This is a genomic window from Undibacterium sp. RuTC16W (genome assembly GCF_049339445.1).
GTDB lineage: Bacteria > Pseudomonadota > Gammaproteobacteria > Burkholderiales > Burkholderiaceae_D > Undibacterium.
On the sequence record NZ_JBMPPE010000002.1, the window covers coordinates 282,675 to 309,236 of the forward strand.

The following is a 26,562-nucleotide window of genomic DNA, read 5'->3' on the forward strand; positions in this document are numbered from 1 at the left end:
TCTCCTGATGGTTCTGAAATAGCGTAACGATGCTTCAATCAATAGCAGTGCTTTATTGCGGTTGCGGAACGACCGGCACTTGATCTGGTTTGCCCTTCATCATGACCAGGTACACGACACCCGACAACACCAGGCCGACAAACCAGGCATAGGTGTAGATTGTTTTAAACAGGTCGGACGTATCAGGGAATGAGGTCGGGAAAGCCGCGTTCAAGAAACCTGGAATATTAGGTACCACACCGATGACGAAAGCAGCGATCGCCGCTATATTCCAGCCATTACCATAAGAATATTTGCCATTCTCCTGATACAGCTGATCAACGTCGAGCGTGGTTTTACGGATGAAGTAATAATCAATAATCAGGATGCCGGCAATCGGCCCCAGCAGAGCGGAATAGCCAATCAGCCAGGTAAAAATATATCCCTGTGTTGATTCCAGTATCTTCCACGGCATCATCGCAATCGCGATAAACGCCGTAATGTATCCACCGGTTTTATAGCTGATCAGTTTCGGACTGAGCGCAGAAAAATCATAGGCCGGTCCGACCAGGTTCGCAGCCAGATTTACGCTGACGGTATCGATCAGCAAAATCAGCAACGCAATCAGCACCGCCACACCTGTCATGCGGCTCGCCAGATCGACCGGATCCCAGATCGCCTTGCCATATAACACCACGGTTGCCGAAGTCACGATCACTGCCAGCATCGCCAGCAAACCCATGGGTACCGGCAAACCGACACTTTGTCCCAGCACCTGATCGCGCTGTGATTTAGCAAAGCGTGTGAAGTCAGGGATATTCAATGCCAGTGTCGCCCAGAAACCGATCATTGCTGTCAATGAGGGCCAGAATGTTGTCCAGAACTGCCCTGCTTTTTTCCCACCCTCGATAAACTGCGATGGCTGATCAAGGATAGGGCCAAAGCCGCCCGCCTTGTTATATACCCAGCCCAGCAAGACAAAACAGATCACGATTTTTAAGGGTGCCGTATAGGTTTCTAATTTGCGGATGGCATCCATGCCATGAAAGATGTACCAGAACTGGATCGCCCAGAAACCAAGGAAGCAGGCGAACTGTGCGCCATTGATGCCAAGACCGGCAATCTTATCGCCGCCGAGAGGATGCCCGAGCAATACACCTGCCAGCGTATAAATCATCATGCCGCCAAACCAGGTCTGGATACCGTACCAGCCACAGGCAACAATCGCCCGCATCAAGGCTGGCAGGCGTGCGCCTTTGGTGCCGAAGGAGCTACGCGCCAGTACAGCATAGGGAATACCGTATTTAGTACCAGCATGACCAATCAACAGCATCGGCAGCAGCACGATCGCATTCGCAAGGAAAACCGTCACCACGGCTTGCGATGCAGACATACCTCCCTCAATCAGACTTGCCGCCAGAGTATAGGCAGGAATGCACATCACCATACCTACCCACAGAGCCGCGAAATGATACCAGCGCCAGGTGCGCTGCGCCTCGCTGGTCGGTGCCAGATCTTCGTTCCAGAGTTCGCTGCTTGCCGCTGATTTGTTCACGTTTGCCTCTCCTTCGGTGGTTTATCTGTGCTGCCTGTGCTACCTGTCCTGCCTGCTCTAGCTATGAATGCAAAAGGATTGCGCTCTGGATCGAGCGCAATCCGTAGATTGATGGCGGCACTTTTATGCTTTGATCAAATTTTCTGCTCGCGGATTACGCGGATCCTGGGTCCAGTTCATATACGGTTTGCCAGTGTCTTCTGCGACCATCGTAATACAGTTTTCAACCGGGCACGTGATTTGACAGAGGTTGCAGCCTACACATTCTTCTTTAATCACTTCGTATTTGCGTTGGCCATTTTCTGCAATCAGCTGAGCGATCGATTGATGCGATGTGTCTTCGCAGGCGATGTAGCAACGGCCACATTGAATACAATTATCCTGGTTGATCTGTGCGATGGATTTGAAGTTCATATTCAGATATTTCCAGTCGGTCGTGTTAGCAACCGCCTTGCCACGAAAATCCTCAATCGTGGCATACCCTTTTTCATCCATCCAGCGCGACAAGCCATCTTTCATGTCGTCAACGATACGAAAACCATGCAACATCGCTGCTGTACACACCTGTACTGAACCTGCGCCGAGAGCAATGAATTCCGCCGCGTCGCGCCAGTTGCCGATGCCGCCAATACCGGAAATCGGTAAGCCCTGCGTCGCAGGATCACGAGCGATTTCTGCCACCATATTTAAAGCAATCGGCTTCACGGCAGAACCGCAATAGCCACCGTGTGTGCTCTTACCGCCGACGATAGGACGCGCTACCATGCTATCGAGGTCAATCGAGGTAATCGAGTTGATGGTGTTAATCAGTGAGACTGCATCGGCGCCCCCCTTATGCGCAGCGCGTGCAGGCATACGGACATCAGTGATATTGGGAGTGAGCTTGACGATCACTGGCAAAGAACAATATTGCTTGCACCAGCGCGTGACCATTTCTACATATTCCGGCACCTGCCCTACCGCCGCCCCCATACCGCGTTCTGGCATGCCGTGCGGACAACCGAAATTCAGTTCAATCGCGTCTGCACCGGTCGCTTCTACCAGTGGCAATACGGCTTTCCAGATTGCTTCCTCGCATGGATACATCATGGAGACGATCATGGCGCGATCCGGCCAGTCTTTTTTTACCTGAGTGATTTCACGCAGATTAATCTCCAGACTGCGGTCGGTGATCAGCTCAATATTATTAAAACCGATGACTTCACGATTTTTACCAAAATGCGCGGAATAGCGTGAAGACACATTCACGGGTGCAGGATCTTCACCCAGAGTTTTCCAGACCACGCCGCCCCAACCGGCTTCAAAGGCGCGGATCACGTTGTAGGCTTTGTCAGTCGGTGGTGCGGACGCGAGCCAGAATGGATTCGGTGCTTTGATACCGGCGAAATTGATGCTGAGATCGGCCATTATGCAACCTCCCTTTTTGTCGTTGAGCTGGATGATGGAGCGGGCGATGTTGTGGACAATGTTGCAGACAACAGGTTCTGATGAATCGCTGCAGCAGCAAGCTTGCCGTGCTGAACTGCCTGTACCGTCAGATCCTGCCCGGGAGCCACGCAATCGCCTCCCGCATAGACGCCGGAGAGTGAGGTACGGAACTGATCATCGACCGCAATTTTATCGCCGTCTTTTGATAAATCATGGGCTAGGGGATCACTGAGTGAGGCTGCATCCAGAGACTGACCGATGGCTTTGAAAATCGCCTGTGCAGGCAACTCAAATGTCTCACCGGTACCGATCAGGCGACTGCCTTCCATACGTGTTTTCTCAAATCGCATACCACGTACCTTACCGGCATCGTCCAGCAATACCTGCTGAGGCTGAGCCCAGGTTTTTAGTCTGACCTGGTGTGCTTTAGCGATCTCCTGCTCATGTCCGGTTGCTGACATCGCCTCTGTACCGCGGCGGTACACTACGGTGACATCCTCCGCGCCAAGTTTGGCGATCTGTACCGCCATATCAATGGCGGTATTCCCTGCGCCGATCACAAGACATGTTGAAGGGAGCGGTAATTTACTCAGATCATCAGCCTGACGCAATTCGGCAATGTAATCGACTGCTGCCAGCAAGCCGGGGGCATCTTCTCCTGTCAGGCCCAGCTGACGGCTAGCGCCAAGACCGATACCGAGAAACACGGCATCATATTTTTCGCGTAAATCGCTGAGCTGTAAATTACTGCCCAAGGTATGGCCGTATTGAATCGTGATGCCACCTATTTCAAGCAAAAACTGTACTTCACGCTGAGCAAAATCCTCAGTCAGCTTGTATTTAGCAATGCCGTATTCGTTCAGGCCACCCGGTTTCGCGTGGGATTCAAAAATAACGACGTCGTTGCCCAGCATCGCCAGACGATGCGCGCAGGACAAACCCGCCGGTCCCGCACCAACCACCGCGACTGTACGTCCAGTCGCGGCAGCGCGCTGAAATGGATGAGATTGAAAATCCATATGATCAATCGCATGGCGCTGCAACAGCCCGATCTTGACTGGCTGGGCTTCAGCATCGTGATTGCGCACGCAAGCTTGTTCACACAGGATTTCGGTCGGACAGACACGAGAGCAACTGCCACCCAGAATATTCTCTTGCAGAATAGTCTTGGCAGCGCCATTGATATTCTCATTGGCGATATTGCGGATAAAACTGGCAACATCAATATCGGATGGGCAAATACGGGTACAAGGCGCATCGTAACAATAGAGACAACGCTGGCTTTCTATCAGTGCCTGACGCATGGTCAGGGCGGGAGCCAGGTCGGTAAAGCGCGCCGCGAGTACTTCGTTAGCGGCATCTGGCTGAGTGAGATGTACTAGCTGAGACAATGGCGAACACTGTGTCAGCGGAGAGGAAGATTCAATCATCATGCATTCCTACTTATTATCTTGACTGGGAAAACAGCGGACATTCTCATTCCGCTATCCGTGGCTATTTTGAGTATCTGTGACGACTAACAATGCTGCTGGCACCCATTCGGTATTGCCTGAAACAGCTAGCAAACCCCGTGCCAATATTTACCACTTGGTAAAAACAAAAATTACCACTTTTACGCTGCTATTTGGCACATTTCTGATTTGCACTGCACCATTCCAGAACATTTCTACCCATTATTTCATTTGCGGAAAGGCAAATTCTGCACCGGCACTGCCATGGCTTTTTGCAGAATCAGGCCAGCGCTGCATGACTGCCTTGGTACGGGTATAAAAACGTACACCCTCAGGGCCGTAGACATGATGATCGCCAAACAGGCTGCGCTTCCAGCCACCAAAACTATGGAAGGCCATCGGCACAGGCAAAGGCACATTGACACCAACCATACCGACTTGTATTTGCCGGACAAATTCACGCGCCACACCACCATCACGGGTAAAAATCGCGACGCCGTTGCCATATTCGTGTTGATTGATCAGTTCAACCGCACTCGCAATATCCGGCACACGCATCACGCACAATACGGGACCAAAAATCTCTTCCTGATAAATCGTCATTTCTGGCGTTACGCGATCAAATAAAGTGCCACCTACAAAAAAGCCGTTCTCACGCCCGGCCACCTTGTGTCCGCGTCCGTCAACCACCAGGTCAGCGCCCTGCTCTACGCCCTGACCGATCAGTTTTTCTATACGCTGCTTGGCCGCGAGACTGACGACCGGCCCCATTTCAGCTCCGGCAGCCATGCCATCATTGATTTTCAATGCCCGTGTTTTTTCTGCCAGAGCAGCAACCAGTTCATCGGCCGCACCGCCCACAGCAACGGCGACAGAAATTGCCATGCAACGCTCACCCGCTGAGCCGTATGCCGCGCCGATCAGGGCATCGACTGCCATTTCCATCTCGGCATCCGGCATCACGACCATATGATTTTTTGCGCCGCCCAATGCCTGTACGCGCTTGCCATTGGCGCTGCCACGGGTATAAATGTACTCGGCAATCGGGGTAGAACCGACGAAGCTGATTGCTTGTACCTGCGGATGATCAAGCAAGGCATCAACCGCGGTCTTATCGCCTTGTACGACATTGAACACGCCATCCGGCAAGCCAGCCTGCTTCAGCAATTCGGCATGCAGAATCGATGGCGAAGGATCACGTTCTGACGGCTTGAGTACAAAAGTATTGCCACAGGCAAGCGCTACCGGAAACATCCACATCGGTACCATCGCCGGAAAATTGAATGGCGTAATCCCTGCGACTACGCCAAGTGGCTGGCGGAATGAGCAGGCATCAATACCACGCGCGATCTGGTCGCTGAATTCCCCTTTCAGAAGTTGTGGAATACCGCAGGCGAATTCGACCACTTCGATACCGCGGGCAACCTCACCTTGCGCATCGGCAAAGGTTTTACCATGCTCCCGCGTCAGCATTTCGGCAAAACGATCTGCATGTTCTTGCAGCAGTTGCAGATACCTGAACAATACGCGTGCACGCGTCAGTGGCGGCGTATTGGCCCAGGACGGGAACGCCTTAGCAGCGGCGGCAACGGCCTGATCGACCTCTTCAATCGATGCCAGTGCAACACGGGCAACCGGTACGCCCAGCGCTGGGTTGTAGACATCGGCATAATGCCCGCTGCTGGTATCCTGCTTCTCACCTGCGATGAAGTGGGGAATGGTGTCTCGGTTCATCAATGCACTCATAATGGGATTCTCATTTCATTCTTACTTATTTAGTAGTTAATAGCGCTTACGCAAAAACCAAGACCTCTCACCACAGAGACACAGAGAAAAACAGGAGTAAGCGTTTCCAGGGAATATCGGTAAAGAGTTTTTAAAAAAATCCAAAACGACTCCGCAAGCTGTATGCGCCTGTTGGCATGAAAAGCCTCTGTAAGCCGCATACAGCCTGCGGGTTCTATATTGATCATGGTAAGCAGCGTGTCGTTTTGCGTAAGTCCTGGTTCATTACTTATTTATTGAGTTAGTTGTCTGGGTTGGGTCTGATACACACGCATAGTTATTGAGTTGAAGGATGTACTCAATCGAGCGTTTTTAAAATTTTTGCCAGCTTGCCGAAGAGTTCATCGATATGTGATTTTTCTAAGATCAGCGGTGGTGATAAAGCGATGATGTCACCCGTGACACGGATCAGAATGCCATCGGCAAATGCGCGTTTGAACGCATCGAATGCTCTGGCTCCTGGCTTGCCTGGTATGGATGCCAGCTCAATCCCTGCGATCAGTCCCAGATTGCGCAGATCGATTACATGCGGCAAGCCTTTCAGCGAATGCACGGCATCGGCCCAATACTCTGTCATGCCACGCGCATGCTCCAGCACTTTTTGTTCTTCAAAAATGTCCAGACTTGCCAGTGCAGCGGCGCAGGCCAGCGGGTGTCCGGAATAGGTATAGCCGTGAAATAATTCAATACCGGCTGGGCCCTGCATGAAGGCATCATAAATATGCTGCTTAGAAAAAACTGCCCCCATCGGCACCACACCATTCGTCAAGCCTTTGGCCACAGTCACTAGATCCGGCTCAACATCAAAATAATCAAAAGCGAACGGTGTCGTCAGGCGACCGAAGCCCGTGATCACTTCATCAAAAATCAACAAAATACCGTGCTTGGTACAAAGCTCCCGCAACCGTTTCAGATACCCTTTGGGCGGTACTAATACACCAGTAGAGCCTGCCAGCGGCTCAACAATGACCGCCGCAATCGTCGAGGCATCATGCAAAGTCACCAGGCGCTCCAGCTCATCCGCGAGATGCGCACCATACTCAGGTTCACCGCGGGTGAAGGCGTTTTTTTCCAGATTATGGGTATGCGGTAAATGATCGACGCCTGGCAGCAAGCTGCCAAAAGTTTTGCGATTATTCGCGATACCACCGACAGACATGCCACCGAAGCCCACACCGTGATAACCGCGCTCGCGACCGATCAGGCGGGTCCGTGTTGCATCGCCGCGTGCACGGTGATATGCCAGTGCCATCTTGAGCGCCGTATCCACCGCCTCTGATCCTGAATTGGTATAAAAAACCTGACCGAAGCGATAATTGGTATAGCTCATCAAACGATCAGCGAGTTCAAAAGCGGATGGATGCCCCATCTGGAAGGTGGACGCAAAATCCAGTTGCGCTACCATGTCCTGCACTGCTTTCACCAATTTCGGCTGTGCATGCCCCAGCGGTACACACCATAACCCTGCCGTACCATCGAGAATGGTATTGCCATCGACATCGCGGTAATTCATTCCCTCGGCGGAGACCAGCAGGCGCGGATTACTCTTGAAATCACGGTTAGCAGTGAAAGGCATCCAGAACGGATTCATTTCTTCGGGACGGGATTCATACATGGGAAGCTCCTGTTATTGGAAAAACTATTTACCATCTGGTAAAACTATGTTGCAATAGCAGGCAGCAGCATAAGGACGGCAGCACAGATGGCGACATAGACAGATGCAGAAAAAATCAGCAACCGTATTGGTCAGCCAGGCACTACAGTTGGTAATCCAGCGGAATACAGTCAAATAATGTCGGCTCGTGGCTCGTGATCAGAGAAGGTCGGTTGATGCGCATCGCTATTGCGGCGTGTCATCACTCGCAATCAGATCGGACAATATGGAGTAAGGCGGAGGTGCACAGATGCAACAGGTAATAGAGAATGGCCATGTTGTTGATACATTGCCAGACAACCGGAAAGGTGATGACAAGGAAATGCGCTGGCCGGTACTGCAACTCGATCGCAGCAAGCGTGGCAGCCTGGTCGATCAAATTGTGCTGGCAATCACTGCCCTGGTGAATACGAGTGAACTAGGCATCGGCACGAAGATGCCCTCGGTGCGGCAATTTGCCAAATCGAATGGTATCAGCACCTTTACTGTCGTCGAATCTTATGACCGTTTGCTGACAACGGGTCTGCTATCGTCACGCCGTGGTTCGGGTTATTTTGTCGCGCGATGCGAAAGTGCCTCTATCCGCCCCGCACTGACTCAGCAAGTATTACCCATCAGTATCGATGCGTTGAGTCCTGATTTATATACCGGGGTATCAGATGCACTGCCTGCAGGTTCTGGCTGGCTACCGCCGGAGTGGTATGGGGAGTCCACTATTCTGGATGCCGTTCGACATGCGATGCGTATCCCGACCTGCCGCATGCGCGGTTATGGTAATCCACTGGGCTTTCCCAGTTTGCGGCAACATCTGGCAAGCAGCCTGGGAGATGCACTGTTTGCAGTTGAACCGGATCAGATTGTGCTGACACATGGCGCTACCCATGGGTTTGATCTGATCTTGCGAACGCTGACAAAACCGGGCGACTGTGTTTTTGTGGAAGATCCTGGCTATAGCAATCTGCTGTCGCTGATCCGCCATCATGGTTGCATCCCCGTCGGCATTCCACGTGGCGAACAAGGTCTGGATTTTGATGTTCTGCAAGAGAAAGCAGCAATTCATCAACCCAAGCTGATGTTTGTCAACACCGTATTACACAATCCCCTCGGTACCTCACTCAGCCATGCGCAAGCGCATCGCCTGCTGAGTATGGCGGAGCGTTTTGATTTCTGGATCGTTGAAGATGACATTTACCGGGACCTGAGCGCGCGCAGCGATCCTTCTTTGGCCGCGATGGATGGCTTACGCCGTGTGATACGGGTCGGTAGTTTTTCTAAAACATTGTCACCGGCGTTAAGAGTAGGCTCGATCACGGCATCAGCCTCCCTGGTAAGCGAATTAGTACGGATCAAGATGCTGGCCGGACTCACCACCTCAGAAATTAATGAACGTGCAGTGTTGTATGCGATTACGGCCCGGCCTTATCGGCGGATGCTGGAACAACTTATTCATCAGCTAGATACCGCACGGGAAAGCAGTATGCACATGCTGCAGCAGGCGGGCATGACGCCATTGGCAAAACCTCGTGGCGGCATGTTTTTCAGCGCTGGCTGGCATATCCCGTCCACGCCAGAATTCAACGCCAAACTGATTGCAGACCAGGCGTTAAAAGCAGGCATCTTACTGTCCCCGGGCGAATTTTTTTCGATCGCTCCCGCCGATACCGTCTGGTTCCGCTTCAATGTTGCCTATACACATTCCGAACAACTGAGTCACTTCTTACGCACCTGTCATGACACTATTGGACATTGAAAAAAATCTCCCCGGTAAAGCGCCCTCAGAAAAATCAGCAACGATTAACCGGCGTCTGCAAAATCGCGATAAATTAGAAGCAGAAATTCTGGAGCAAGCGGTACGTCTGTTTGCAGAGTGCGGTTATGAAGGCACATCAGTTGCCACGATTGCAGAACAGGTCGGTTTGTCCAAACAGAACCTGCTGTATTACTTCCCAAGCAAACAAGCGCTCTATCAGCGTGTGCTGGATGATGTATTGCATGTCTGGCTGGAACGTATGAATAGTCTTGCTGACGACCGCCGTGAGCCGGAAGAATTGCTGCGTGATTACATCGTGGCAAAACTCCGCTTTTCACGTGACCAGCCTTGGGGCTCGCGCGTCTATGCGATGGAAGTCATCGGCGGAGCCAAAGTGTATGGTGCTGATATCCGGAAAAAAGTTGTCCCTTTATTGCGCAAGGACATAGAAATTTTTGAAAAGTGGATTACCGAAGGTAAGATCGCCGCCGTAAATCCCACACATCTGCTGTTCGCAATCTGGGCAATGACGCAATCCTATGCCGATTTCGCAACCCAAATGAACCTTGTCATGAATCGCAAACAATTGAGTAAAAAAGATTTTGACGACGCAGAAAAACTGATCGTCGATATGGTACTGGCGGGACTGGCAATAAAACCCGCCTGAGGTATCAAAAAAGATCAAAACAACATTGTCAATTCTTTAAAAGTCACCTTTTTCTGTAATTCATGCGTCATAATTCATGCAGAGAAAGGATGAAATTTTATGGCAACAATGAAGCAGGTCGCTGAGAAAGCACGCGTGTCCACCACCACGGTTTCTCACGTCATCAACAATACCCGCGTCGTCAGCGAAGATGCCCGTGAACGCGTATTGTCCGTCATTCAGGAATTACGCTACATCCCCAGTGCTGTTGCACGTAGCCTGAAGAACGACAAGACCCATACTTTGGGTATGATGATCCCGAATAATTCGAATCCCTACTTCGCTGAGGTGATACAGGGAATCGAAGATGAAAGCTTCCGGCTAGGCTATAACATCATCCTCTGCAATTCCTATGATGATCCCAAAAAGCAAGCTGCGTACACTCGTGTACTGATGGAAAAACGGATCGATGGCCTGATCCTGGTGTCGTCTGGCATCGATCTGGAGCTCACTCAATTATTGGCAGACGAAGCAATTCCCAAGGTCTTGGTCGACAGGGAAGTCCCTGGTGTCGCGGCCGATTTTATTGAAGCCGACCATGAACAAGGTGGCTATCTGGCGACTAAATATCTGCTGGATCTGGGTCATCGCCGTATCGCCTGCGTATCAGGCCCAAAAACATTATTGCCGAGCGGAGACCGGGTATCCGGTTATCTGCGTGCACTAAAAGAAGCTGGCATCGATTTCAACAGTGAGTACCTTGCACACAGCGACTTTACCAGTCAGGGTGGCTTCAGCGCGTTTCAGCAGTTATTAGCCTTGCCTGACCGTCCTACGGCCATTTTTGCGAGCAATGATCTGATGGCAATCGGGGGATTGTGCGCTGCACAGCAAACCGGTATGCGGATTCCGGAAGAGCTGTCAGTAATGGGCTACGATGATATTGCCCTGGCGTCGTTCAGCACACCTCCGCTGACCACCATTGCACAGCCTAAATACGAAATCGGGGTATTGACTGCACGCGTTCTGGTGAACCGGATTATCAACGCAGAATTACCGCTGCGGCGTGAAATGCTGGAGACCAAACTGACCGTGCGTCAATCGACCGGACCAGCACCTGCTTAGAGTTTATTCACATCAACAACAGCCTTGGCAGCAACTCTACCAAGAGACGATTAAATACCTGAAGCAAGATTAACGCGGCCATCGGTGAAAAATCGATACCCCCAAGCGGTGGCAGCAATTTTCTTATCGGTGACAAGATAGGATCATTCAGGGTGCGGATAAACGGCGCAAACGGTGCATGAGGATTGACCCAGCTGAATACCGCCTCCAGCACGAGCAATGCCATCAGTCCATACAGAATCCATTGCAGCAATTTAAATAATGCCAGCAATGCGATCACTGGCAAGGACACCTGGGATACCACCAGAAAATCGGCCAGCGTCGACAGTAATGCGACGAAAAAAGCAGCAATCAAACTCGCCCAGTCGTAGCCTGCAAATCCTGGAATGACGCGTCTGATCGGATGCACCAGCCAGTCTGTTAATTGAAAGATAGATTGAGCAAGTCCCATTGGAGGCCGGACACGTTGCACCTGCATCCAGAAACGGAGTAAAAGAAAGCCCGCAAACAGGCCGGCAATCGTATCGATGACAAAAGTAAAAATTCCGTGCAACACAGGACGACCCCTAAAAAAAACCCACTGAGTGAACATCACGCAGTGGGTATTGTGCCTGAATAAGATCAGGCGTCCAAGCTATCTGAATTAAGCTGGACGTGTGCCTGTCGGGAAAGGCCAAGCTGCTGTTGGACTCACCACGGTTTTGGCATCTGGTGTAGCTGGCTTAGCTGCTGCTTTCGCTGCTGGCTTTGCCGCTGCTTTTTTTGCTGCTGGCTTCGCTGCAGGTTTAGCTGCTACTTTTGCCGCTGGCTTAGCTACTGCTTTTTTCGCTGCTGGCTTTGCCGCTGGTTTAGCTGCTGCTTTTTTCGCTGCTGGCTTTGCCGCTGGTTTAGCTGCTGCTTTTTTCGCTGCTGGCTTTGCTGCTGGTTTAGCTGCTGCTTTTTTCGCTACTGGCTTTGCTGCTGCTTTTTTTGCCGCTGGTTTAGCTACTGCTTTTTTCGCTGCTGGCTTTGCCGCTGGTTTAGCTGCTGCTTTTTTCGCTGCTGGCTTTGCCGCTGGTTTAGCTGCTGCTTTTTTAGCTGCTGGCTTTGCCGCTGGTTTAGCTGCTGCTTTTTTCGCTGCTGGCTTTGCCGCTGGTTTAGCTGCTGCTTTTTTCGCTGCTGGCTTTGCCGCTGGTTTAGCTACTGCTTTTTTCGCTGCTGGCTTTGCCGCTGGTTTAGCTACTGCTTTTTTCGCTGCTGGCTTTGCCGCTGGCTTAGCTGCTGCTTTTTTCGCTGCTGGCTTTGCCGCTGGTTTAGCTGCTGCTTTTTTCGCTGCTGGCTTTGCCGCTGGTTTAGCTGCTGCTTTTGCTGCTACAGGTTTTTTCGCAGCGGCTTTCTTTGCCTCTGGTGGTTTTGGTGCTGTTGCCATTTTGTTTCTCCTTCATTTGATGGAAAAAATTGATCAATTAAAATCCGCTCAATAAAGCTCTGAGACGAGCGGATTATTCATGGGCGCAAACAAACTGTTGGTTGCGCTAATGAATTCGGCACCGGCTGAACTGCTCCATCTCCTCGTATGATGCAGCACTTCAGCCATATGGCAGCTTGATCTCAAGCGTATCTACACAGAGTGTGTCTGCGTCGGATATCAGCTCATCCAGAATCAATCAGCCAAAAAAAACGCCCGCATTAAAAAATGCCGGCGTCGGTATCTTGTGTTTCGAGAGTTTTTCCAAAACCGAAAGCCGCGACACTTTCGTGGTGTCGCGGCACAAACAGAGTAGATCGATTCGGTCTATGACTGTCCATTCAGTTTGGTGAGGCCTCTCGCGTTTTTCACATCATGTGAACTTGAGTAGACATCCAGATGCATCTGAATGCTGCTGCGTTTTATTCCCAATTCAGGGCGCCGCCAGTTTGGTACTCAATCACACGGGTTTCAAAAAAGTTGCGTTCTTTTTTCAGATCAATCATTTCGCTCATCCACGGGAAAGGATTTTCTTCCTGCGGGAACAAAGTATCAAGTCCGATTTGTTGCGCACGGCGATTTGCGATGAACCGTAAATAACCTTTAAACATTGGCGCATTCAAACCAAGCACTCCACGCGGCATTGTATCCTCTGCGTAGCGATATTCCAACTCCACCGCACGCAAAAACAACGATTTAATTTCATCTCTAAATGTCGCGGTCCACAAATGCGGATTTTCCATCTTGATTGTGTTGATCAAATCGATTCCGAAATTGCAGTGCATCGATTCATCACGCAAAATATATTGATATTGTTCTGCCGCGCCCATCATTTTATTCTGGCGACCGAGCGCCAGAATTTGTGTGAAGCCGACGTAGAAAAATAAACCTTCCATCAGGCAGGCAAACACAATCAAAGACTTCAACAGCGTCTGATCCGTCTCCATTGTGCCAGTCTTAAATTCTGGATCGGTCAAGGCATTAATGAACGGAATCAAGAACTGATCTTTATCACGGATCGACTCAACTTCATTGTAGGCATTGAAGATTTCCGCTTCATCCAGGCCCAGCGACTCAACAATATATTGATAGGCGTGCGTATGAATCGCTTCTTCAAAAGCCTGACGCAACAGGTACTGGCGGCACTCAGGCGCTGTAATGTGACGATAAGTTCCCAGCACAATATTATTTGCAGCGAGTGAATCCGCTGTCACGAAAAAACCCAGATTGCGCTTGACCAGGCGACGCTCATCTTCTGTCAGACCATTTGGACTTTTCCAGAGTTCAATATCGCGTTGCATATTGATTTCTTGCGGCATCCAGTGATTAGCACAGCCTGCCAGATATTTATCCCACGCCCATTTGTATTTAAACGGCACAAGTTGATTAACGTCAGTCTGACCATTGATGATGCGTTTGTCAGCGGCATTGACGCGGCGGGCGATATCCTCCGGAGCCACTACGGCTGGTTTGGCGACCAGCGCAGGATTCAGTGCAATCTCCTGCGTGCGCAAGCTCAAGCCCGCCTGCACATGATCCGGCTGTTGAACAGATTTTGGCGATCCGGCTGGCGCAGCAGAGGCTGGTGCGACTTCATCATCCCAAGAAAGCATTTGGTATTCCTTACTTATTAAATAGATCGTTCTTTGCGACTAACAGAAAGAGCTCGTCGTCCGACAAAGCTCCTTCTGCTCGACATGTTGTCAGCTAGTGCTAACTCGTCCAGCTTATTGGCAAGCTTCGCACTCTTCAAAACCGGCATCACCGGGACGCAGATAGCATGCGGCACCGTCGGACTCAGGCGCTGCCGTCACCGGCGTATCAGAGTTTGCGGAGTAACCACCGCTACCACCATCAACCGCCACCGCGTTCAACGCACCAGTTTTGCTGGTGGACTTTTCAGTATGGGTTGCACCTATCGTACGCAGGTAATAGGTAGTTTTCAAACCACGCAACCAAGCTAGTTTGTAGGTTTCGTCCAGTTTTTTACCGGACGCACCTGCCATATAGATGTTCAGAGACTGCGCCTGATCTATCCATTTTTGACGACGGGATGCAGCTTCTACCAACCAGGATGGGCTGACTTCAAAAGCAGTTGCATACAGTTCGCGCAGATCTTCTGGAATGCGGTCGATTTTTGCCAGGCTGCCGTCAAAGTATTTGAGATCAGAGATCATGACCTCGTCCCACAAGCCACGTGCTTTCAGATCACGTACCAGATGTTCGTTGATCTCAGTGAATTCACCAGACAGATTCGACTTCACATACAGATTCTGGTAAGTCGGTTCGATACAGGCAGATACACCAATAATGTTAGAGATCGTTGCCGTCGGCGCAATCGCAACACAGTTCGAATTGCGCATACCGTATTGTTTGATACGGTCACGGATCACTGTCCAATCCATGGTTTCAGAATAGTCGGCTTCCAGATATCCGCCGCGCTCTTCTGCCAGCAGCTTCAGAGAGTCTTGCGGCAGGATGCCACGATCCCACAGTGAACCGCGATACGAGCTATAACGACCGCGTTCTTCCGCTAATTCTGTCGACGCCAAGTAAGCGTAATAACACACGGCTTCCATCGATGTATCAGCAAACTGAACTGCGTCCATCGAAGCGTAAGGGATACGCATCATGTGCAGGCAATCCTGGAAACCCATGATACCGAGACCAACCGGACGGTGACGCAGATTCGAGTCACGCGCTTTCTTGACTGCATAATAGTTGATGTCGATCACGTTATCCAGCATACGCATCGCTGTACTGATAGTTTTTTGTAACTTGATGTGATCCAGTTTGCCGTCTTTCATGTGTGCTGGCATGTTGACCGAACCCAGATTGCACACGGCGATCTCACTATCATTGGTGTTCAGGGTAATTTCCGTGCACAGATTTGACGAGTGAACTACGCCGACATGCTGTTGCGGTGAGCGGATGTTGCATGGATCTTTGAAAGTAATCCAAGGATGACCTGTTTCAAACAACATGGACAACATCTTGCGCCACAAGTCGAGTGCCGGGATTTTTTTCGACAGTTCGAGTTCGCCGCTGGCGGCTTTGGCTTCATACGCGGTATAAGCAGTTTCGAAAGCTTTACCGAATTTATCATGCAGATCCGGTACGTCAGATGGAGAGAACAGGGTCCAGTCACCTTTTTCCATGACACGCTTCATGAACAAATCAGGAATCCAGTTAGCGGTGTTCATGTCATGTGTACGGCGACGATCATCACCCGTGTTTTTACGCAGATCGAGGAATTCTTCGATGTCCATATGCCAGGTTTCGAGGTAAGCGCAAACCGCACCTTTGCGTTTGCCACCTTGATTGACCGCGACTGCTGTGTCGTTGACGACTTTCAGGAACGGCACTACCCCCTGTGATTTACCATTTGTACCTTTGATATGCGCGCCGAGCGAACGCACTGGTGTCCAGTCATTACCGAGACCACCGGCGTATTTCGCCAGCAAGGCATTTTCCTTGATCGCTTCGTAAATACCGTCGAGATCATCGGCTACCGTAGTCAGATAGCATGAAGATAACTGTGAACGCTGTGTGCCGGAGTTAAACAAAGTCGGCGTCGAGCTCATAAAGTCAAAGCTGGACAGGAGATTGTAGAACTCAATCGCACGGGCTTCACGATCGATTTCGCTGATCGCCAGACCCATCGCAACACGCATATAGAATGCTTGCGGCATTTCAATACGGGTGCCGCGCACATGCAGGAAGTAGCGGTCATACAAAGTTTGCAGACCGATATAACCAAATTGCAGATCACGATCGGCAACCAGCGCATCTGCTAATTTTTTCAGATCAAACTGACCAAGCTTGGCATCCAGCAAATCAGCTTCGATACCTTTTTTGATAAATTTAGGGAAATAATCCACATACTCGGCTGCCGCATCTTGCTGAGCAACTTCTTTACCGAATACTTCTTTACGGACTGTATGCAATAAGAGACGCGCAGTCACCTGGCTATATGCAGGCTCTTTTTCCATCAGTGCACGCGCAGCCAAGATTGCTGATTTATGCAGTTCTTCTACCGGTACGCCGTCGTACAGATTTTTCAAGGTTTCGGACAAAATCGCTTCCGGATCGGCCAGCTTGTCCAGGCCAACGCAGGCAGCTGTAATCAGCTTACGTACTTGTGCGATGTCGAGTGCGACGCGCTGTCCATCAACGACGACGTGAATTTGCGGTGCGGCGATATCTGTTTTGGAAGATTGTTGTGACTCTAATTGAAGGCGACGTTCTTCCTGACGCTTAGCCCGATACAGGACATAGGCACGGGCAACATCATGTTCGCCGGAACGCATCAACGCCAGTTCGACCTGATCCTGAATGTCTTCGATATGAAACGTGCCGCCAGTTGGCTGTCTGCGCACCAGAGCAGATACAACACTTGCGGTTAACTGCTCAACGAGCTCACGGATACGGGCCGATGCAGCACCCTGACCACCGTTAACTGCCAAAAAGGCTTTAGTCACAGCAATAGCAATTTTGGAAGGCTCAAAACCAACTACAGCACCATTACGACGGATGATGCGGTACTCACCATAGGCGGGCGTTTGCGTCGCTGGCGCATGATGGGCTGATGATGACTGTAAAGCGGACAGATCAGCGGTACTTGGTGTTGATGTTTCTAGAGAAGAGTGCATTTGGCCTCCGGGGTCAGCATGGGTTGAGACTTAATCGATTAACTTGAGCGATTACATGAATGACGCAATCCTTGATGTAGTCATTGATGTAGTGACTGAGTCAATCATCGATCTTTCATGTGATTTTTGGTGAGCGCATGGCGACCAAAAATCTTTTTTCTTGTATTGCACACTGCATAGTTCAGATCTAAAACCTTAGCCAAGTCTCTGTTTTTTAAATCATTTATCTCATTAAAACAGGATAAAACTTCATCACAGAGAATGACCATAAACTGGAATCAAACCACTATATGTAGTGCACAAGATTTGATTTGCACTAATTCTAGTGCCGCGCTGGCAGATACGCAATCGCTTTTTTTGTTAAAAAGAGAATATTTTTTATTGTTGCTACTAGCTTTGCGGATTGACAAAGTCAAAGCATGAAAGGAAAGCTAGGCAGCGCATGAGTGGGTACTAACATGGACTCATGCTGAGCAGCATGAGCGAGCAATTCTTTATATTGTTTCCAATTAAAAAATGGTCCGGGGTCGGTCTTGCGGCCGGGGGCAATATCCTGATGCCCGACGATATGTCGTATCGGACAGGCTTGTATCAGGGCCAAAGTCAATTTCTGCAGTGACCGATATTGCGCCTCCTCGAACGCCTGAAGATCGCTCCCCTCCAATTCAACCCCGACTGAAAAATTATTACACGCTGACAGCCCCTGAAACGACGAGACACCAGCATGCCAGGCACGCAAGCTGACCGGAACGAATTGCAGTACCTGACCGTCGCGCCGTATCAAGAAATGAGTGGAGACCCGGACACTCTGTAACGAGGTAAAACTGGGATGCGCCGTGACGTCGAGCTGGTTCAAAAACAAATCAGTAATGGCGCTACCGCCGAACTGGCCCGCTGGCAGGCTGATGTTATGAATGACCAGTAGTGAGATTTCTGCACCGTCGGGGCGATGATCATAATTAGGCGACGGCTTTTGTTCCGCCTGAGGGCAATGCCCGCCAGCATCGATAATCCATGCCGGTTGTGCAGAATGCAGAGCGGGTTTATTCCGGCTCATGAATCTTCAGTTTTTGTATCTGGTAGCGCAATTGCCGGAAACTGACTCCCAGCAACTCAGCCGCTTGGGTACGGTTATTCCTGGTCTTGACCAAGGCACGGCGTATCACCTCTTTCTCGATGCGCTCCAGATAATCAGGCAAAGAACAAGGTAATTCTGGCTCAGTGAAAATCGACATATCTGCATGAGCACCTGGCAATGTTGCCGCCTGACCGGTGCTGACTGCGTCCTGCAACAGCATTTTTTCTGCGGAGGCAGGACTAAAATCCGAATTTACTACCGTCGCAGGCAATGCTGCAGTCACCAGGCTGGTCTCGGAGACAGCGCTACTTACCGGCCTCGCCGAAGGACGCAAAGCCAGATCACTGACTTCGATACAGCCATCATTGGCGAATGCCAGCGCACGCTCCAGGATGTTTTCCAATTCGCGAACATTCCCGGGAAAATCATATTCGGCGAGTGCCTGGCGCGCACTGTCGGATAACAAGGTCGCACAACGATCAGGGTTCGTCTGGGCTGATGCAGTCAGGCGCTGTAAAATCCCCTCGGACAATTCGCCTATATCCGTCAGACGTTCGCGCAATGGCGGCAAATGCAACTCAATCACGTTCAGACGATAGTACAAGTCCTGACGGAATTTACCTGCGGTCACGCAATTCGCCAAATTCTGATGCGTTGCACTGATGATGCGAACATCAACAGGCTCTTCTGCGGTAGCACCGACCTTGCGCACCCGGCGCTCCTGGATTGCCCTCAGCAACTTGACCTGCATCGCCAATGGCAGATCAGCGACTTCGTCCAGCATCAGCGTGCCACCGCTGGCCGCCTGAAAAAATCCATCACGATCATCGTTGGCACCGGTAAAAGCACCTTTGCGATAACCAAAAAATTCGGCCTCCATCAATGCCTCAGGAATGGCACCACAGTTGACTGCAATAAAAGCCTTTTCAGCGCGGGCACTATTCAGATGAATTTCGCGGGCAGCCAGTTCTTTACCGCTTCCCGATTCGCCGGTAATGATCACAGGTGCCATGCTGCGGGCTAAACGGCTGATCTGAGCACGCACATGGCGGATTCCCTCAGATTGTCCGATCAGCGAGGATGCCGTGATTTTTTCTACCTGCGCAGTCTCTACGTTTTGCTTGCTTTGTACTTCACTGGTCTGCAATGCTGAGCGCACCAGTTTGCGCAGCTGATCCAGTGCGACTGGCTTGGACACATAATCAAATGCACCGGCTTTTAATGCTACAACCGCATTATCCGCACTGCCAAATGCGGTGATTACCGCAATCGGCGTATTTTTATAATATAAGCCGACTTCATGTACCAGTTCCATACCAGAACCATCCGGCAAGCGCATATCAGTCAGAACCAGCGAATAAGTTGTTTTGCTCAGATACTGGCGCGCAACCTCCAGGGTCTCGGCACTATCGACATCAAGTCCCATTTTAATGAGCGTGATTTCCAGCAACTCACGTAAATGCGCCTCATCGTCCACAACCAGAATACGCGGACTGCTTGGCAGGTCTTTAGTGCTCATGGGCAGATGACTCAGTCAAAGAAAAATTAATCACAAAGCGACCTCTTGATTCACCGAACATCGTAGTCGGATCATCGGCATGGTATTCATAATCGAGCAAAGCATGGTTATTCAAGCATAGTTCCCGTGCCATGTACAAGCCAAGCCCGGTTCCCTTGCTCGATGTTGTATAAAACGGCTCAAATAGATGGGATCGCACTTCAGCACCAATACCCGGCCCATCGTCCTGTATGTGCAATTCCATCCTGTGCATCGTACTGGCCTGAGCAAATATCTTGATACTGCCTGGTGCGCCGCTGGCATATCTGGTGGCATTCGACAACAGATTGACAATCACCTCGCGCAAATGCCCCACATCAAATACAACAGGAAATGTGATCGCACGATCGACATAAATCAGGTCTGGATCAAGTCCGCGGGTTTCAACAAAGTCCTGAACGATTTCAATCACCAGGGGTAGCAAAGAAAACGGCTTGGTATCGGCCTGGGCTTTGCGTGATAATTTCAAAATATCTTCGATCAGCTGATTCAGGCGCGCCACATTGTCGTCAACGATTTTCAATAATCGCTGGGTCTGTGCCGGATTGCTCATGTCTTCGTTTAGCAAGGACGCTGCATACGAGATCGAAGACAAGGGATTTCTGACCTCGTGCGCAATACTGGCAGTCAGCCGTCCCATCGACGCCAGCTTGAGTTGCTGTGCCTGATTCTCAATGTCTGAAACATCCTGCATAAAAATAATAGTGTAAGACGCCTGATCCTGACCAAAACCATCAATATCGGCGCTGTCCACGTCCATGAAGCGCAATTTAAGATGTGTCACAAAATCAGAGCGCAGATTATTTTCCGGCAAATTGCTGTCGAAGGTTGCATCTGCTGCATGACGAATCGAGATGAAGGAAATATTTTCCTCCGTTGCCCAGGGCATGATACCGGTATTCGTCATCGTCGTATTCAGAGTTGCGCCACTCCTGGTCGACAGCACTTCAGCAATCGGTTTTAAAGCCGGAATATCCCGCAAGCGCATATGGCTGACCTCCTTGATCAGATGCGCGCCCAGCATGCGCTCGGCAGCCGGATTCATCTCGACCAGATGATCTGCCTGATCGACCACCAGAATGCCGTCTCCCATATCTGAAATAACCAGACGATTAATCGTCTGCTGGATTGCCAGTGCGTGACCACGCTCGGCAGCCAGGGCTTCTTGCTGAATCAAATTCTTTGCCAGCCGGTTCACCACATACACGACGGCAAAATACGCAGCACCATATAAACCAGCCTGAGAACTCAGATTAATATCTTCTTGCTGCAAAATTCTGTAAAGACTTTCCAGCAGCAGGAACAAGGTCACAAACGCCGCAAAAAACAATCCCCACAATAAAGGCGCCAGAATTCCGACACCCGCCAGCGGAAATAAATACAGGATCGCAAGACCGCTTTTATTCCCTCCAGAAGCCAGATACATAATTGAGATCACGACGATGTCGAGAGCAATCTGTGCGGCCAGTTGTAACTTGAAATGCTTTTGGTAGCGATATTTCAAGACGACGAAAGCAATGGCAATCAATAGATATACCACGCAAGCCTCGCTCAGCAATAGCTGCTCGCTCAGCCACGAGTCCTTGCCATTACGTAAATTCAGGTAGGCGAGTAAGACAAGAGCCACGACCAGACGCGACACATTCAGCGTTTGTAAAGAACGCCAGAAAGTCGCGCTAGGCAACGCGGATAAGGAGTTTTCAGTCGACATGATCAATGATCATAGAATACTGCTCAAGCTGAGTAGTGCCGGCGCATGAAAGACTACGCATGCTGATCCGCATGGGCGACGCTGCAATATACATGCTGCTCACGGTAGACAGCCTCAGATGCGGGGAAGTGAATCTGGCATGCTTCGCAGCACACCATCGCCTCCGCGTTTTGGGCTGGTGCCTGCCCCATATTAGCCGGATTAGACGGATGACCAGAATTAAAGGCACCACCATCCTGCCCGGCCCCAGGCTGCTGCTGACTTTTTTTACGAATCGCCAGCACAACGAGTGCGGCCAATACCAGCCACATCAATAATTTCATGACAGGCTCCTGTGCAACAAAACTTCAAGAACAAAGCGACTGCCGACATATGCCAGCAGCAGTGTAATAAAACCGCTCAGGGTAAAACTCAGCACCGTCTTGCCACGCCAGCCTCGCCACTTGCGACCGATCAGCAAGACGCCAAACAAACACCATGAGAACAAAGACAATACGGTCTTATGATCCCACTTAAACGCAATGCCCAGCACCTGTTCAGAGAACACCACACCGGAGAGAACGGTCAAGCTTAGTAAAACAAAGCCGATGGTAATCAAGCGGAACAGAATTTTTTCCATCGTCAGCAAAGCAGGCAAGCGCTCAATCGCGGCATTTAGCCAGGCAGGCAGACTTTGATTATTCGGTTTATGTAAATGCGCATCCTGCAAAATCATCACAACCGCATGAAAAGCAGCAATCGTCAGTGTGCTATACGACAATAAGGCGATTCCCAAATGCCATGGGAACATGGTCGTCTTCCCCGTCAGAGTAACCAAGCTGCCCGAAAAAAAAACCGGCAGAATCACCATCAGGGCTGCATTCGGCAATAACAATACCTTCAGCCCGTCCAGCGAAAGATTGCGGCTCTCCAGCCAATACACAAGGACTGACACCCAGAGCGCGGAGGAAAGCATCACGGCAAAACCGACACGCAGCGCATCCGGCGTAAAGATCGTCAACCACAAGGCGGCCGCATGTATTAGCCATGCGGCAAAGGTAAAACCAGACTCAATCAAGCGACGCTGATTAGGGACGAAACTGCCCAGCACATAGAGGGCAGCCGCGAGGAAAGAAAGATAAGTTTGCATCACTTAAGTTTACACCATGTCAGCAAGTCTGTAGCCCGGGATTTGTTTCCATTGATGACAGACGATGTTGAGCAAGGTCTGTCGCCATATTCGGCGCGAATCAAACGCAGATGAAATCAGGCTGGGCGGGCAACCAACTGATATTTTTTTATTTTGTCGTACAGTGTTTTTTTCGGAATACCGAGCTGCTCTGCCGCCAGCGCGACATTGCCATCATGCGCTTGCAAGGCGTGCTGGATCAAGCTGGACTCATATTCATCGAGACGCCTGGGTAAACTTTCGACTCCCGCCGCATTTATATGAGCAACAGGGTCACGGGCAGATGCTGGCACCAAATCGGCCACGCCAAGCACCCATTTATCCGCAAAATTGCGGAGCTCCCGCACATTTCCCGGCCAGTCACGTTGCTGCCATTCCGTCATGTGCGCAGGTGTCCATGGTGGAACGGGCATCTGATAACGCTGCGCTGCGGCGTCGGCAAAATGCTTTAACAACAGAGGGATATCTTCGCGCCTTTGCTTCAGCGCAGGCAAGTCAATACTCACCACGCTGAGACGGTAATACAAATCTTCACGGAACTTTGCCTCTTCACTCAGTTGCAATAAGTCCACCTTACTCGCCGCGATCACGCGACAGTCGAGAACAATCTGGGCATTACCGCCCAGGCGCTCCAGACGTCGCTCCTGCAAGACGCGCAGCAGTTTCACTTGCAATGCCAGCGGCATGCTCTCAATTTCATCGAGAAATACCGTGCCTCCCTGGGCATATTCAAGTTTGCCGATACGACGTTTTTGCGCGCTGGTAAAAGCCCCTGCTTCATGACCAAAAATCTCGCTCTCAAACATCGTCTCCGGTAAAGCGCCGCAATTGATGGCGACAAATTCACCGCTGCGACCACTCGCCAGATGCAGTTGCCGGGCCACGACTTCTTTGCCTGAGCCCGTTGCACCATTAATCAGCACATCAACCGGACTCGGCCCGATAGCACGAATGAATTTGCGCACCTGCTCCATAACCGGCGCGTGTCCCAGCATTTCCGGTACTGATTTTTGACTGGCGAGTTGCTGTTTCAGTTGCCGGTTGTCCATGACCAGTTTGCGTTTTTCCTGCGCCCTCAGGCAGGTCTCAAGCAAGCGCTCCGAGGCAAATGGTTTTTCGATAAAATCATAAGCACCTACCCGCATCGCAGCGACTGCCATGCTGACATCACCATGTCCGGTAATCAGAATGACAGGCAAATCGGCGTCGAGTGCGCGTACTTGTGTTAGCAGCGCCAGACCAGACTGGCCCGGCAAGCGTACATCGCTGACGACAATGCCGGCGAAGGACGGATGCAGTGCTGACTGTGCCGCCTCGACGCTCGCATACGCATGCACCTTGAAGCCTCCCAGCTCCAGCGTCTGCGAAGTCGCCAGCCTGACCGCCTGTTCATCCTCAATCAATAGTGCTTCCAACGTCGTCTCCTGATGCTATTACTGTGGTTACACGAACATTCATAGTGCGTCTAAAATCATATACTCCCCCTATTAATCAAGAAAAATACCCTGATTGCGTAATGTTCTATTGGCGATATAAAAAATACTTGAGGGGAGTATATTATTTTTTTTATTCCTGTCACCAACGCCAGATCTGCCATCCATCAACCATCTGAGCTGTCTGACTTATCCATGCTACGAGGAAGACTAACCACGAATTCAGCACCTCCGCCAACGCGATTTGATGCGCTCAGACTGCCATTCATCGCCTGGACAATCGACGATGAAATCGCCAGCCCCAGCCCCAATCCCTGATCCGATGGCTTGGTCGTAAAAAACGGTTCAAACAAATGCTGAATCACATGATCAGGTAGTCCCGTCCCGGCATCGATAATGCGGATAATGATGTAATGCGCATCGGCATCAAGCTCAACATTAACCTGTTGCCGGCTGCCTGTAACGGGTATTTGTAGCGTCGCGTCCAGGGCGTTGCGTATCAGGTTGATCAATACCTGCTCTATCCGTACCGCATCTCCCAGTACCAGCATCCCGCGCTGATCCGGTAAGTTCAAACTCACTCCGTGCCGGTCAAAGTCGCTTTGCAACAGCAAGGCGGCGGTACGCAAAGACTGCGCAACATCCACGACTGCCACTGCTTCAGGGCTTTTTCTGGCAAATCCTTTTAGCTGCGCAATGATGCGCCCCATCCTGGCGCTAGCATCACTGATATGAGCGAGATTATCACCGGCTTGCGTCAGATTGCCACGCGCCAGAAAGGTCACTGCGTTATCCGCAAAAGCGCGAATTGCAGTCAGCGGCTGATTCAGCTCATGCGTCATGCCGGCTGCCATCTGCCCTAGCATGGCGAGTTTGCCGGTTTGCACCATCTCATCCTGGGTTGAGCGCAACAGATTTTCTGCGTCCTGGAGCTTGCTGTATTTACCGGCCAGTTGCTGATTCGCCAGCGTCAGTTCCTGCGTCCTCTGTGCGATACGCACCTCCAATTCGTCAGCGGCACTTTGTAATGCCTGACGCGCCAGCAGACCTTCTTTCATACGCTGGCGACGCTGATACACCACTGCGGCGGCAGTCGCACTCAAAATCACCAGCAACAAAGCAACCAGTGCGGCCTTGACGCCTGCTAGCCGGATTCTTGCCTCGGACGGAAACAAGATTAGTTGCCATGACAGGCGTCCCACAGGTCGGGCGACATAGCGACCAAAATCGAGACGCGCCGGTCTATTCAAGCTGCTGATCGTCGTAATCGCTTTACCACCGTATTGTAAAGTCGTCCCCAGGGCTTGCTGTGCAACCGGGTCGAGTACACGCAAACTATGGTATTGCCAATCGGGCCGATTGCTGAGAAACACCACGCCATATTGATCCGATAAAGCAATCGGCTCCTCACTGCTGCGCCAGGCTTGTTCGAACTCGGTCAGGCTGATTTTGACCGCGATGACGCCGATCGGCGACCGTTGAATAGGATTGGCAGGCGCTGCTGAACTTGCGGTCACCGATCCAGACGCTGAGATGTCCTGTGCCGAGGATCCTCTGGCAAACGGCCGTACACCTTCAGGATAGACAGCTTGCGCGATGAAATAACCGGGAATATTCGTCGTATTGCCGATGGCATAAAAACGTCCCGCCTGCCCCGTCATCGCCTGACGAAAATAGGGGCGGAAGCTGAAGTTCTGCCCCATATAGGTTTGCGGCGTGTCCCAGTTGCTGGCGGCAATCGTCTTACCCTGGGCATCCATCAAATAGATGGATGCCACTTTGGCCTGTAGCTGCAAGTCTCGCAACAATGCATTTAATTCAGAAACGAGTCCTTGGTTATCAGGCTGCGCCAGGAGCCTGGCAGCGAGTGGCAGATAAGATATAGAGTACGGCAAGGTCTCGTATTTTTCCAGCGCTGACTCCAGATCGAGGGAAATCAGTTTCAGCTGGCGATCACCACTACGATGCAACTCATCTCTGGCGAATGTCGTGGCAACCCAATACGTGGAACACACCAGAACAATCGCCAGCATCACCAATGCGGTCAGCACTGCGATACTGGCGAGCTTTGAACGGGTCAGAAAAAATCGGGCGGGTCTCATCAGTCGGTGACATTAGTTCCGTATAAGGCTGAGAGGCGGG

At 50.9% G+C, this 26,562-nt stretch carries 19 protein-coding genes; 3 read left to right on the plus strand and 16 right to left on the minus strand.

Features of this window, described 5'->3' with window-relative positions; all coding sequences use genetic code 11:
* Nucleotides 1-52: 52 nt before the first annotated feature.
* The 5 genes from ACO0K4_RS05730 to ACO0K4_RS05750 all read right to left on the minus strand — a co-directional run bounded on the left by ACO0K4_RS05730 (nt 53) and on the right by ACO0K4_RS05750 (nt 7,813).
* A complete protein-coding gene (locus ACO0K4_RS05730) occupies nt 53-1,534 on the minus strand; it encodes an NCS1 family nucleobase:cation symporter-1 (RefSeq protein WP_422955662.1) in 1,482 nt (493 codons plus the stop codon).
* A 123-nt stretch (nt 1,535-1,657) separates the two neighbouring features.
* Nucleotides 1,658-2,941: an NAD-dependent dihydropyrimidine dehydrogenase subunit PreA gene (gene preA, locus ACO0K4_RS05735; RefSeq protein ID WP_422955663.1), complete on the minus strand. Its 1,284-nt coding sequence runs from the start codon at nt 2,939-2,941 to the stop codon at nt 1,658-1,660.
* The gene (locus tag ACO0K4_RS05740; RefSeq protein WP_422955664.1) at nt 2,941-4,395 is read right to left on the minus strand and encodes an NAD(P)-dependent oxidoreductase; all 1,455 of its coding nucleotides are present in this window, start codon (nt 4,393-4,395) and stop codon (nt 2,941-2,943) included. The genes preA and ACO0K4_RS05740 overlap by 1 nt, the downstream gene beginning before the upstream one ends.
* A gap of 240 nt (nt 4,396-4,635) precedes the next feature.
* A complete protein-coding gene (locus ACO0K4_RS05745) occupies nt 4,636-6,159 on the minus strand; it encodes a CoA-acylating methylmalonate-semialdehyde dehydrogenase (RefSeq protein WP_422955665.1) in 1,524 nt (507 codons plus the stop codon).
* 337 nt (nt 6,160-6,496) lie between these two features.
* Nucleotides 6,497-7,813, minus strand: a complete 1,317-nt coding sequence (locus ACO0K4_RS05750; protein ID WP_422955666.1) for an aspartate aminotransferase family protein — start codon at nt 7,811-7,813, stop codon at nt 6,497-6,499.
* 289 nt (nt 7,814-8,102) lie between these two features.
* Here ACO0K4_RS05750 and ACO0K4_RS05755 point away from each other — a divergent pair, with 289 nt between their 5' ends.
* The 3 genes from ACO0K4_RS05755 (at nt 8,103) to ACO0K4_RS05765 (ending at nt 11,373) form a co-directional block, all read left to right on the plus strand.
* On the plus strand, nt 8,103-9,602 hold the full coding sequence (locus ACO0K4_RS05755) for a PLP-dependent aminotransferase family protein (RefSeq protein WP_422955667.1): 1,500 nt from the start codon (nt 8,103-8,105) through the stop codon (nt 9,600-9,602).
* Nucleotides 9,583-10,269 (plus strand): TetR/AcrR family transcriptional regulator, encoded by a 687-nt coding sequence (locus ACO0K4_RS05760; protein WP_422955668.1) that lies wholly within the window; start codon nt 9,583-9,585, stop codon nt 10,267-10,269. Before ACO0K4_RS05755 ends, ACO0K4_RS05760 begins: the two co-directional genes overlap by 20 nt.
* A gap of 99 nt (nt 10,270-10,368) precedes the next feature.
* Nucleotides 10,369-11,373 (plus strand): LacI family DNA-binding transcriptional regulator, encoded by a 1,005-nt coding sequence (locus ACO0K4_RS05765; RefSeq protein ID WP_422955669.1) that lies wholly within the window; start codon nt 10,369-10,371, stop codon nt 11,371-11,373.
* A gap of 7 nt (nt 11,374-11,380) precedes the next feature.
* Here ACO0K4_RS05765 and ACO0K4_RS05770 read toward each other — a convergent pair whose 3' ends face one another.
* The 11 genes from ACO0K4_RS05770 to ACO0K4_RS05820 form a co-directional block, all read right to left on the minus strand.
* Entirely contained in the window at nt 11,381-11,929 is a 549-nt protein-coding gene (locus ACO0K4_RS05770) for a YggT family protein (RefSeq protein WP_422955670.1), read from the minus strand.
* 87 nt (nt 11,930-12,016) lie between these two features.
* On the minus strand, nt 12,017-12,781 hold the full coding sequence (locus tag ACO0K4_RS05775) for a histone (RefSeq protein ID WP_422955671.1): 765 nt from the start codon (nt 12,779-12,781) through the stop codon (nt 12,017-12,019).
* 461 nt (nt 12,782-13,242) lie between these two features.
* Nucleotides 13,243-14,433, minus strand: a complete 1,191-nt coding sequence (locus ACO0K4_RS05780; protein WP_422955672.1) for a ribonucleotide-diphosphate reductase subunit beta — start codon at nt 14,431-14,433, stop codon at nt 13,243-13,245.
* Nucleotides 14,434-14,547: 114 nt separating this feature from the next.
* Nucleotides 14,548-17,472, minus strand: coding sequence for a ribonucleoside-diphosphate reductase subunit alpha (locus ACO0K4_RS05785; protein ID WP_422955673.1), 2,925 nt, complete (start codon nt 17,470-17,472; stop codon nt 14,548-14,550).
* Nucleotides 17,473-17,884: 412 nt separating this feature from the next.
* Complete coding sequence (gene ampD / locus ACO0K4_RS05790; RefSeq protein WP_422955674.1) at nt 17,885-18,529, minus strand: 1,6-anhydro-N-acetylmuramyl-L-alanine amidase AmpD; 645 nt, start codon at nt 18,527-18,529, stop codon at nt 17,885-17,887.
* Nucleotides 18,516-20,069 (minus strand): sigma-54-dependent transcriptional regulator, encoded by a 1,554-nt coding sequence (locus tag ACO0K4_RS05795; RefSeq protein WP_422955675.1) that lies wholly within the window; start codon nt 20,067-20,069, stop codon nt 18,516-18,518. The genes ampD and ACO0K4_RS05795 overlap by 14 nt, the downstream gene beginning before the upstream one ends.
* Nucleotides 20,059-21,819, minus strand: coding sequence for a two-component system sensor histidine kinase NtrB (locus ACO0K4_RS05800; protein ID WP_422955676.1), 1,761 nt, complete (start codon nt 21,817-21,819; stop codon nt 20,059-20,061). Before ACO0K4_RS05800 ends, ACO0K4_RS05795 begins: the two co-directional genes overlap by 11 nt.
* Before the next feature lie 53 nt (nt 21,820-21,872).
* On the minus strand, nt 21,873-22,142 hold the full coding sequence (locus ACO0K4_RS05805) for a PP0621 family protein (RefSeq protein ID WP_422955677.1): 270 nt from the start codon (nt 22,140-22,142) through the stop codon (nt 21,873-21,875).
* Nucleotides 22,139-22,948 carry a cytochrome C assembly family protein gene (locus ACO0K4_RS05810; RefSeq protein WP_422955678.1) on the minus strand — a complete coding sequence of 270 codons (810 nt, stop codon included), beginning with the start codon at nt 22,946-22,948 and terminating at the stop codon, nt 22,139-22,141. Before ACO0K4_RS05810 ends, ACO0K4_RS05805 begins: the two co-directional genes overlap by 4 nt.
* A 116-nt stretch (nt 22,949-23,064) precedes the next feature.
* Entirely contained in the window at nt 23,065-24,402 is a 1,338-nt protein-coding gene (locus ACO0K4_RS05815; RefSeq protein ID WP_422955679.1) for a sigma-54-dependent transcriptional regulator, read from the minus strand.
* A gap of 185 nt (nt 24,403-24,587) precedes the next feature.
* Nucleotides 24,588-26,522, minus strand: coding sequence for a sensor histidine kinase (locus ACO0K4_RS05820; RefSeq protein ID WP_422955680.1), 1,935 nt, complete (start codon nt 26,520-26,522; stop codon nt 24,588-24,590).
* Between the last annotated feature and the right edge of the window lie 40 nt (nt 26,523-26,562).

What these genes read in the sequence shown, in the direction of transcription:
- preA (WP_422955663.1), bottom strand. Translation starts at nt 2,941, where the DNA reads ATGGCCGATCTCAGCATCAATTTCGCCGGTATCAAAGCACCGAATCCA.
- ACO0K4_RS05740 (WP_422955664.1), bottom strand. Translation starts at nt 4,395, where the DNA reads ATGATGATTGAATCTTCCTCTCCGCTGACACAGTGTTCGCCATTGTCT.
- ACO0K4_RS05745 (WP_422955665.1), bottom strand. Translation starts at nt 6,159, where the DNA reads ATGAGTGCATTGATGAACCGAGACACCATTCCCCACTTCATCGCAGGT.
- ACO0K4_RS05750 (WP_422955666.1), bottom strand. Translation starts at nt 7,813, where the DNA reads ATGTATGAATCCCGTCCCGAAGAAATGAATCCGTTCTGGATGCCTTTC.
- ACO0K4_RS05755 (WP_422955667.1), top strand. Translation starts at nt 8,103, where the DNA reads ATGCAACAGGTAATAGAGAATGGCCATGTTGTTGATACATTGCCAGAC.
- ACO0K4_RS05760 (WP_422955668.1), top strand. Translation starts at nt 9,583, where the DNA reads ATGACACTATTGGACATTGAAAAAAATCTCCCCGGTAAAGCGCCCTCA.
- ACO0K4_RS05765 (WP_422955669.1), top strand. Translation starts at nt 10,369, where the DNA reads ATGGCAACAATGAAGCAGGTCGCTGAGAAAGCACGCGTGTCCACCACC.
- ACO0K4_RS05775 (WP_422955671.1), bottom strand. Translation starts at nt 12,781, where the DNA reads ATGGCAACAGCACCAAAACCACCAGAGGCAAAGAAAGCCGCTGCGAAA.
- ACO0K4_RS05780 (WP_422955672.1), bottom strand. Translation starts at nt 14,433, where the DNA reads ATGCTTTCTTGGGATGATGAAGTCGCACCAGCCTCTGCTGCGCCAGCC.
- ACO0K4_RS05785 (WP_422955673.1), bottom strand. Translation starts at nt 17,472, where the DNA reads ATGCACTCTTCTCTAGAAACATCAACACCAAGTACCGCTGATCTGTCC.
- ampD (WP_422955674.1), bottom strand. Translation starts at nt 18,529, where the DNA reads ATGAGCCGGAATAAACCCGCTCTGCATTCTGCACAACCGGCATGGATT.
- ACO0K4_RS05795 (WP_422955675.1), bottom strand. Translation starts at nt 20,069, where the DNA reads ATGAGCACTAAAGACCTGCCAAGCAGTCCGCGTATTCTGGTTGTGGAC.
- ACO0K4_RS05800 (WP_422955676.1), bottom strand. Translation starts at nt 21,819, where the DNA reads ATGTCGACTGAAAACTCCTTATCCGCGTTGCCTAGCGCGACTTTCTGG.
- ACO0K4_RS05805 (WP_422955677.1), bottom strand. Translation starts at nt 22,142, where the DNA reads ATGAAATTATTGATGTGGCTGGTATTGGCCGCACTCGTTGTGCTGGCG.
- ACO0K4_RS05810 (WP_422955678.1), bottom strand. Translation starts at nt 22,948, where the DNA reads ATGCAAACTTATCTTTCTTTCCTCGCGGCTGCCCTCTATGTGCTGGGC.
- ACO0K4_RS05820 (WP_422955680.1), bottom strand. Translation starts at nt 26,522, where the DNA reads ATGAGACCCGCCCGATTTTTTCTGACCCGTTCAAAGCTCGCCAGTATC.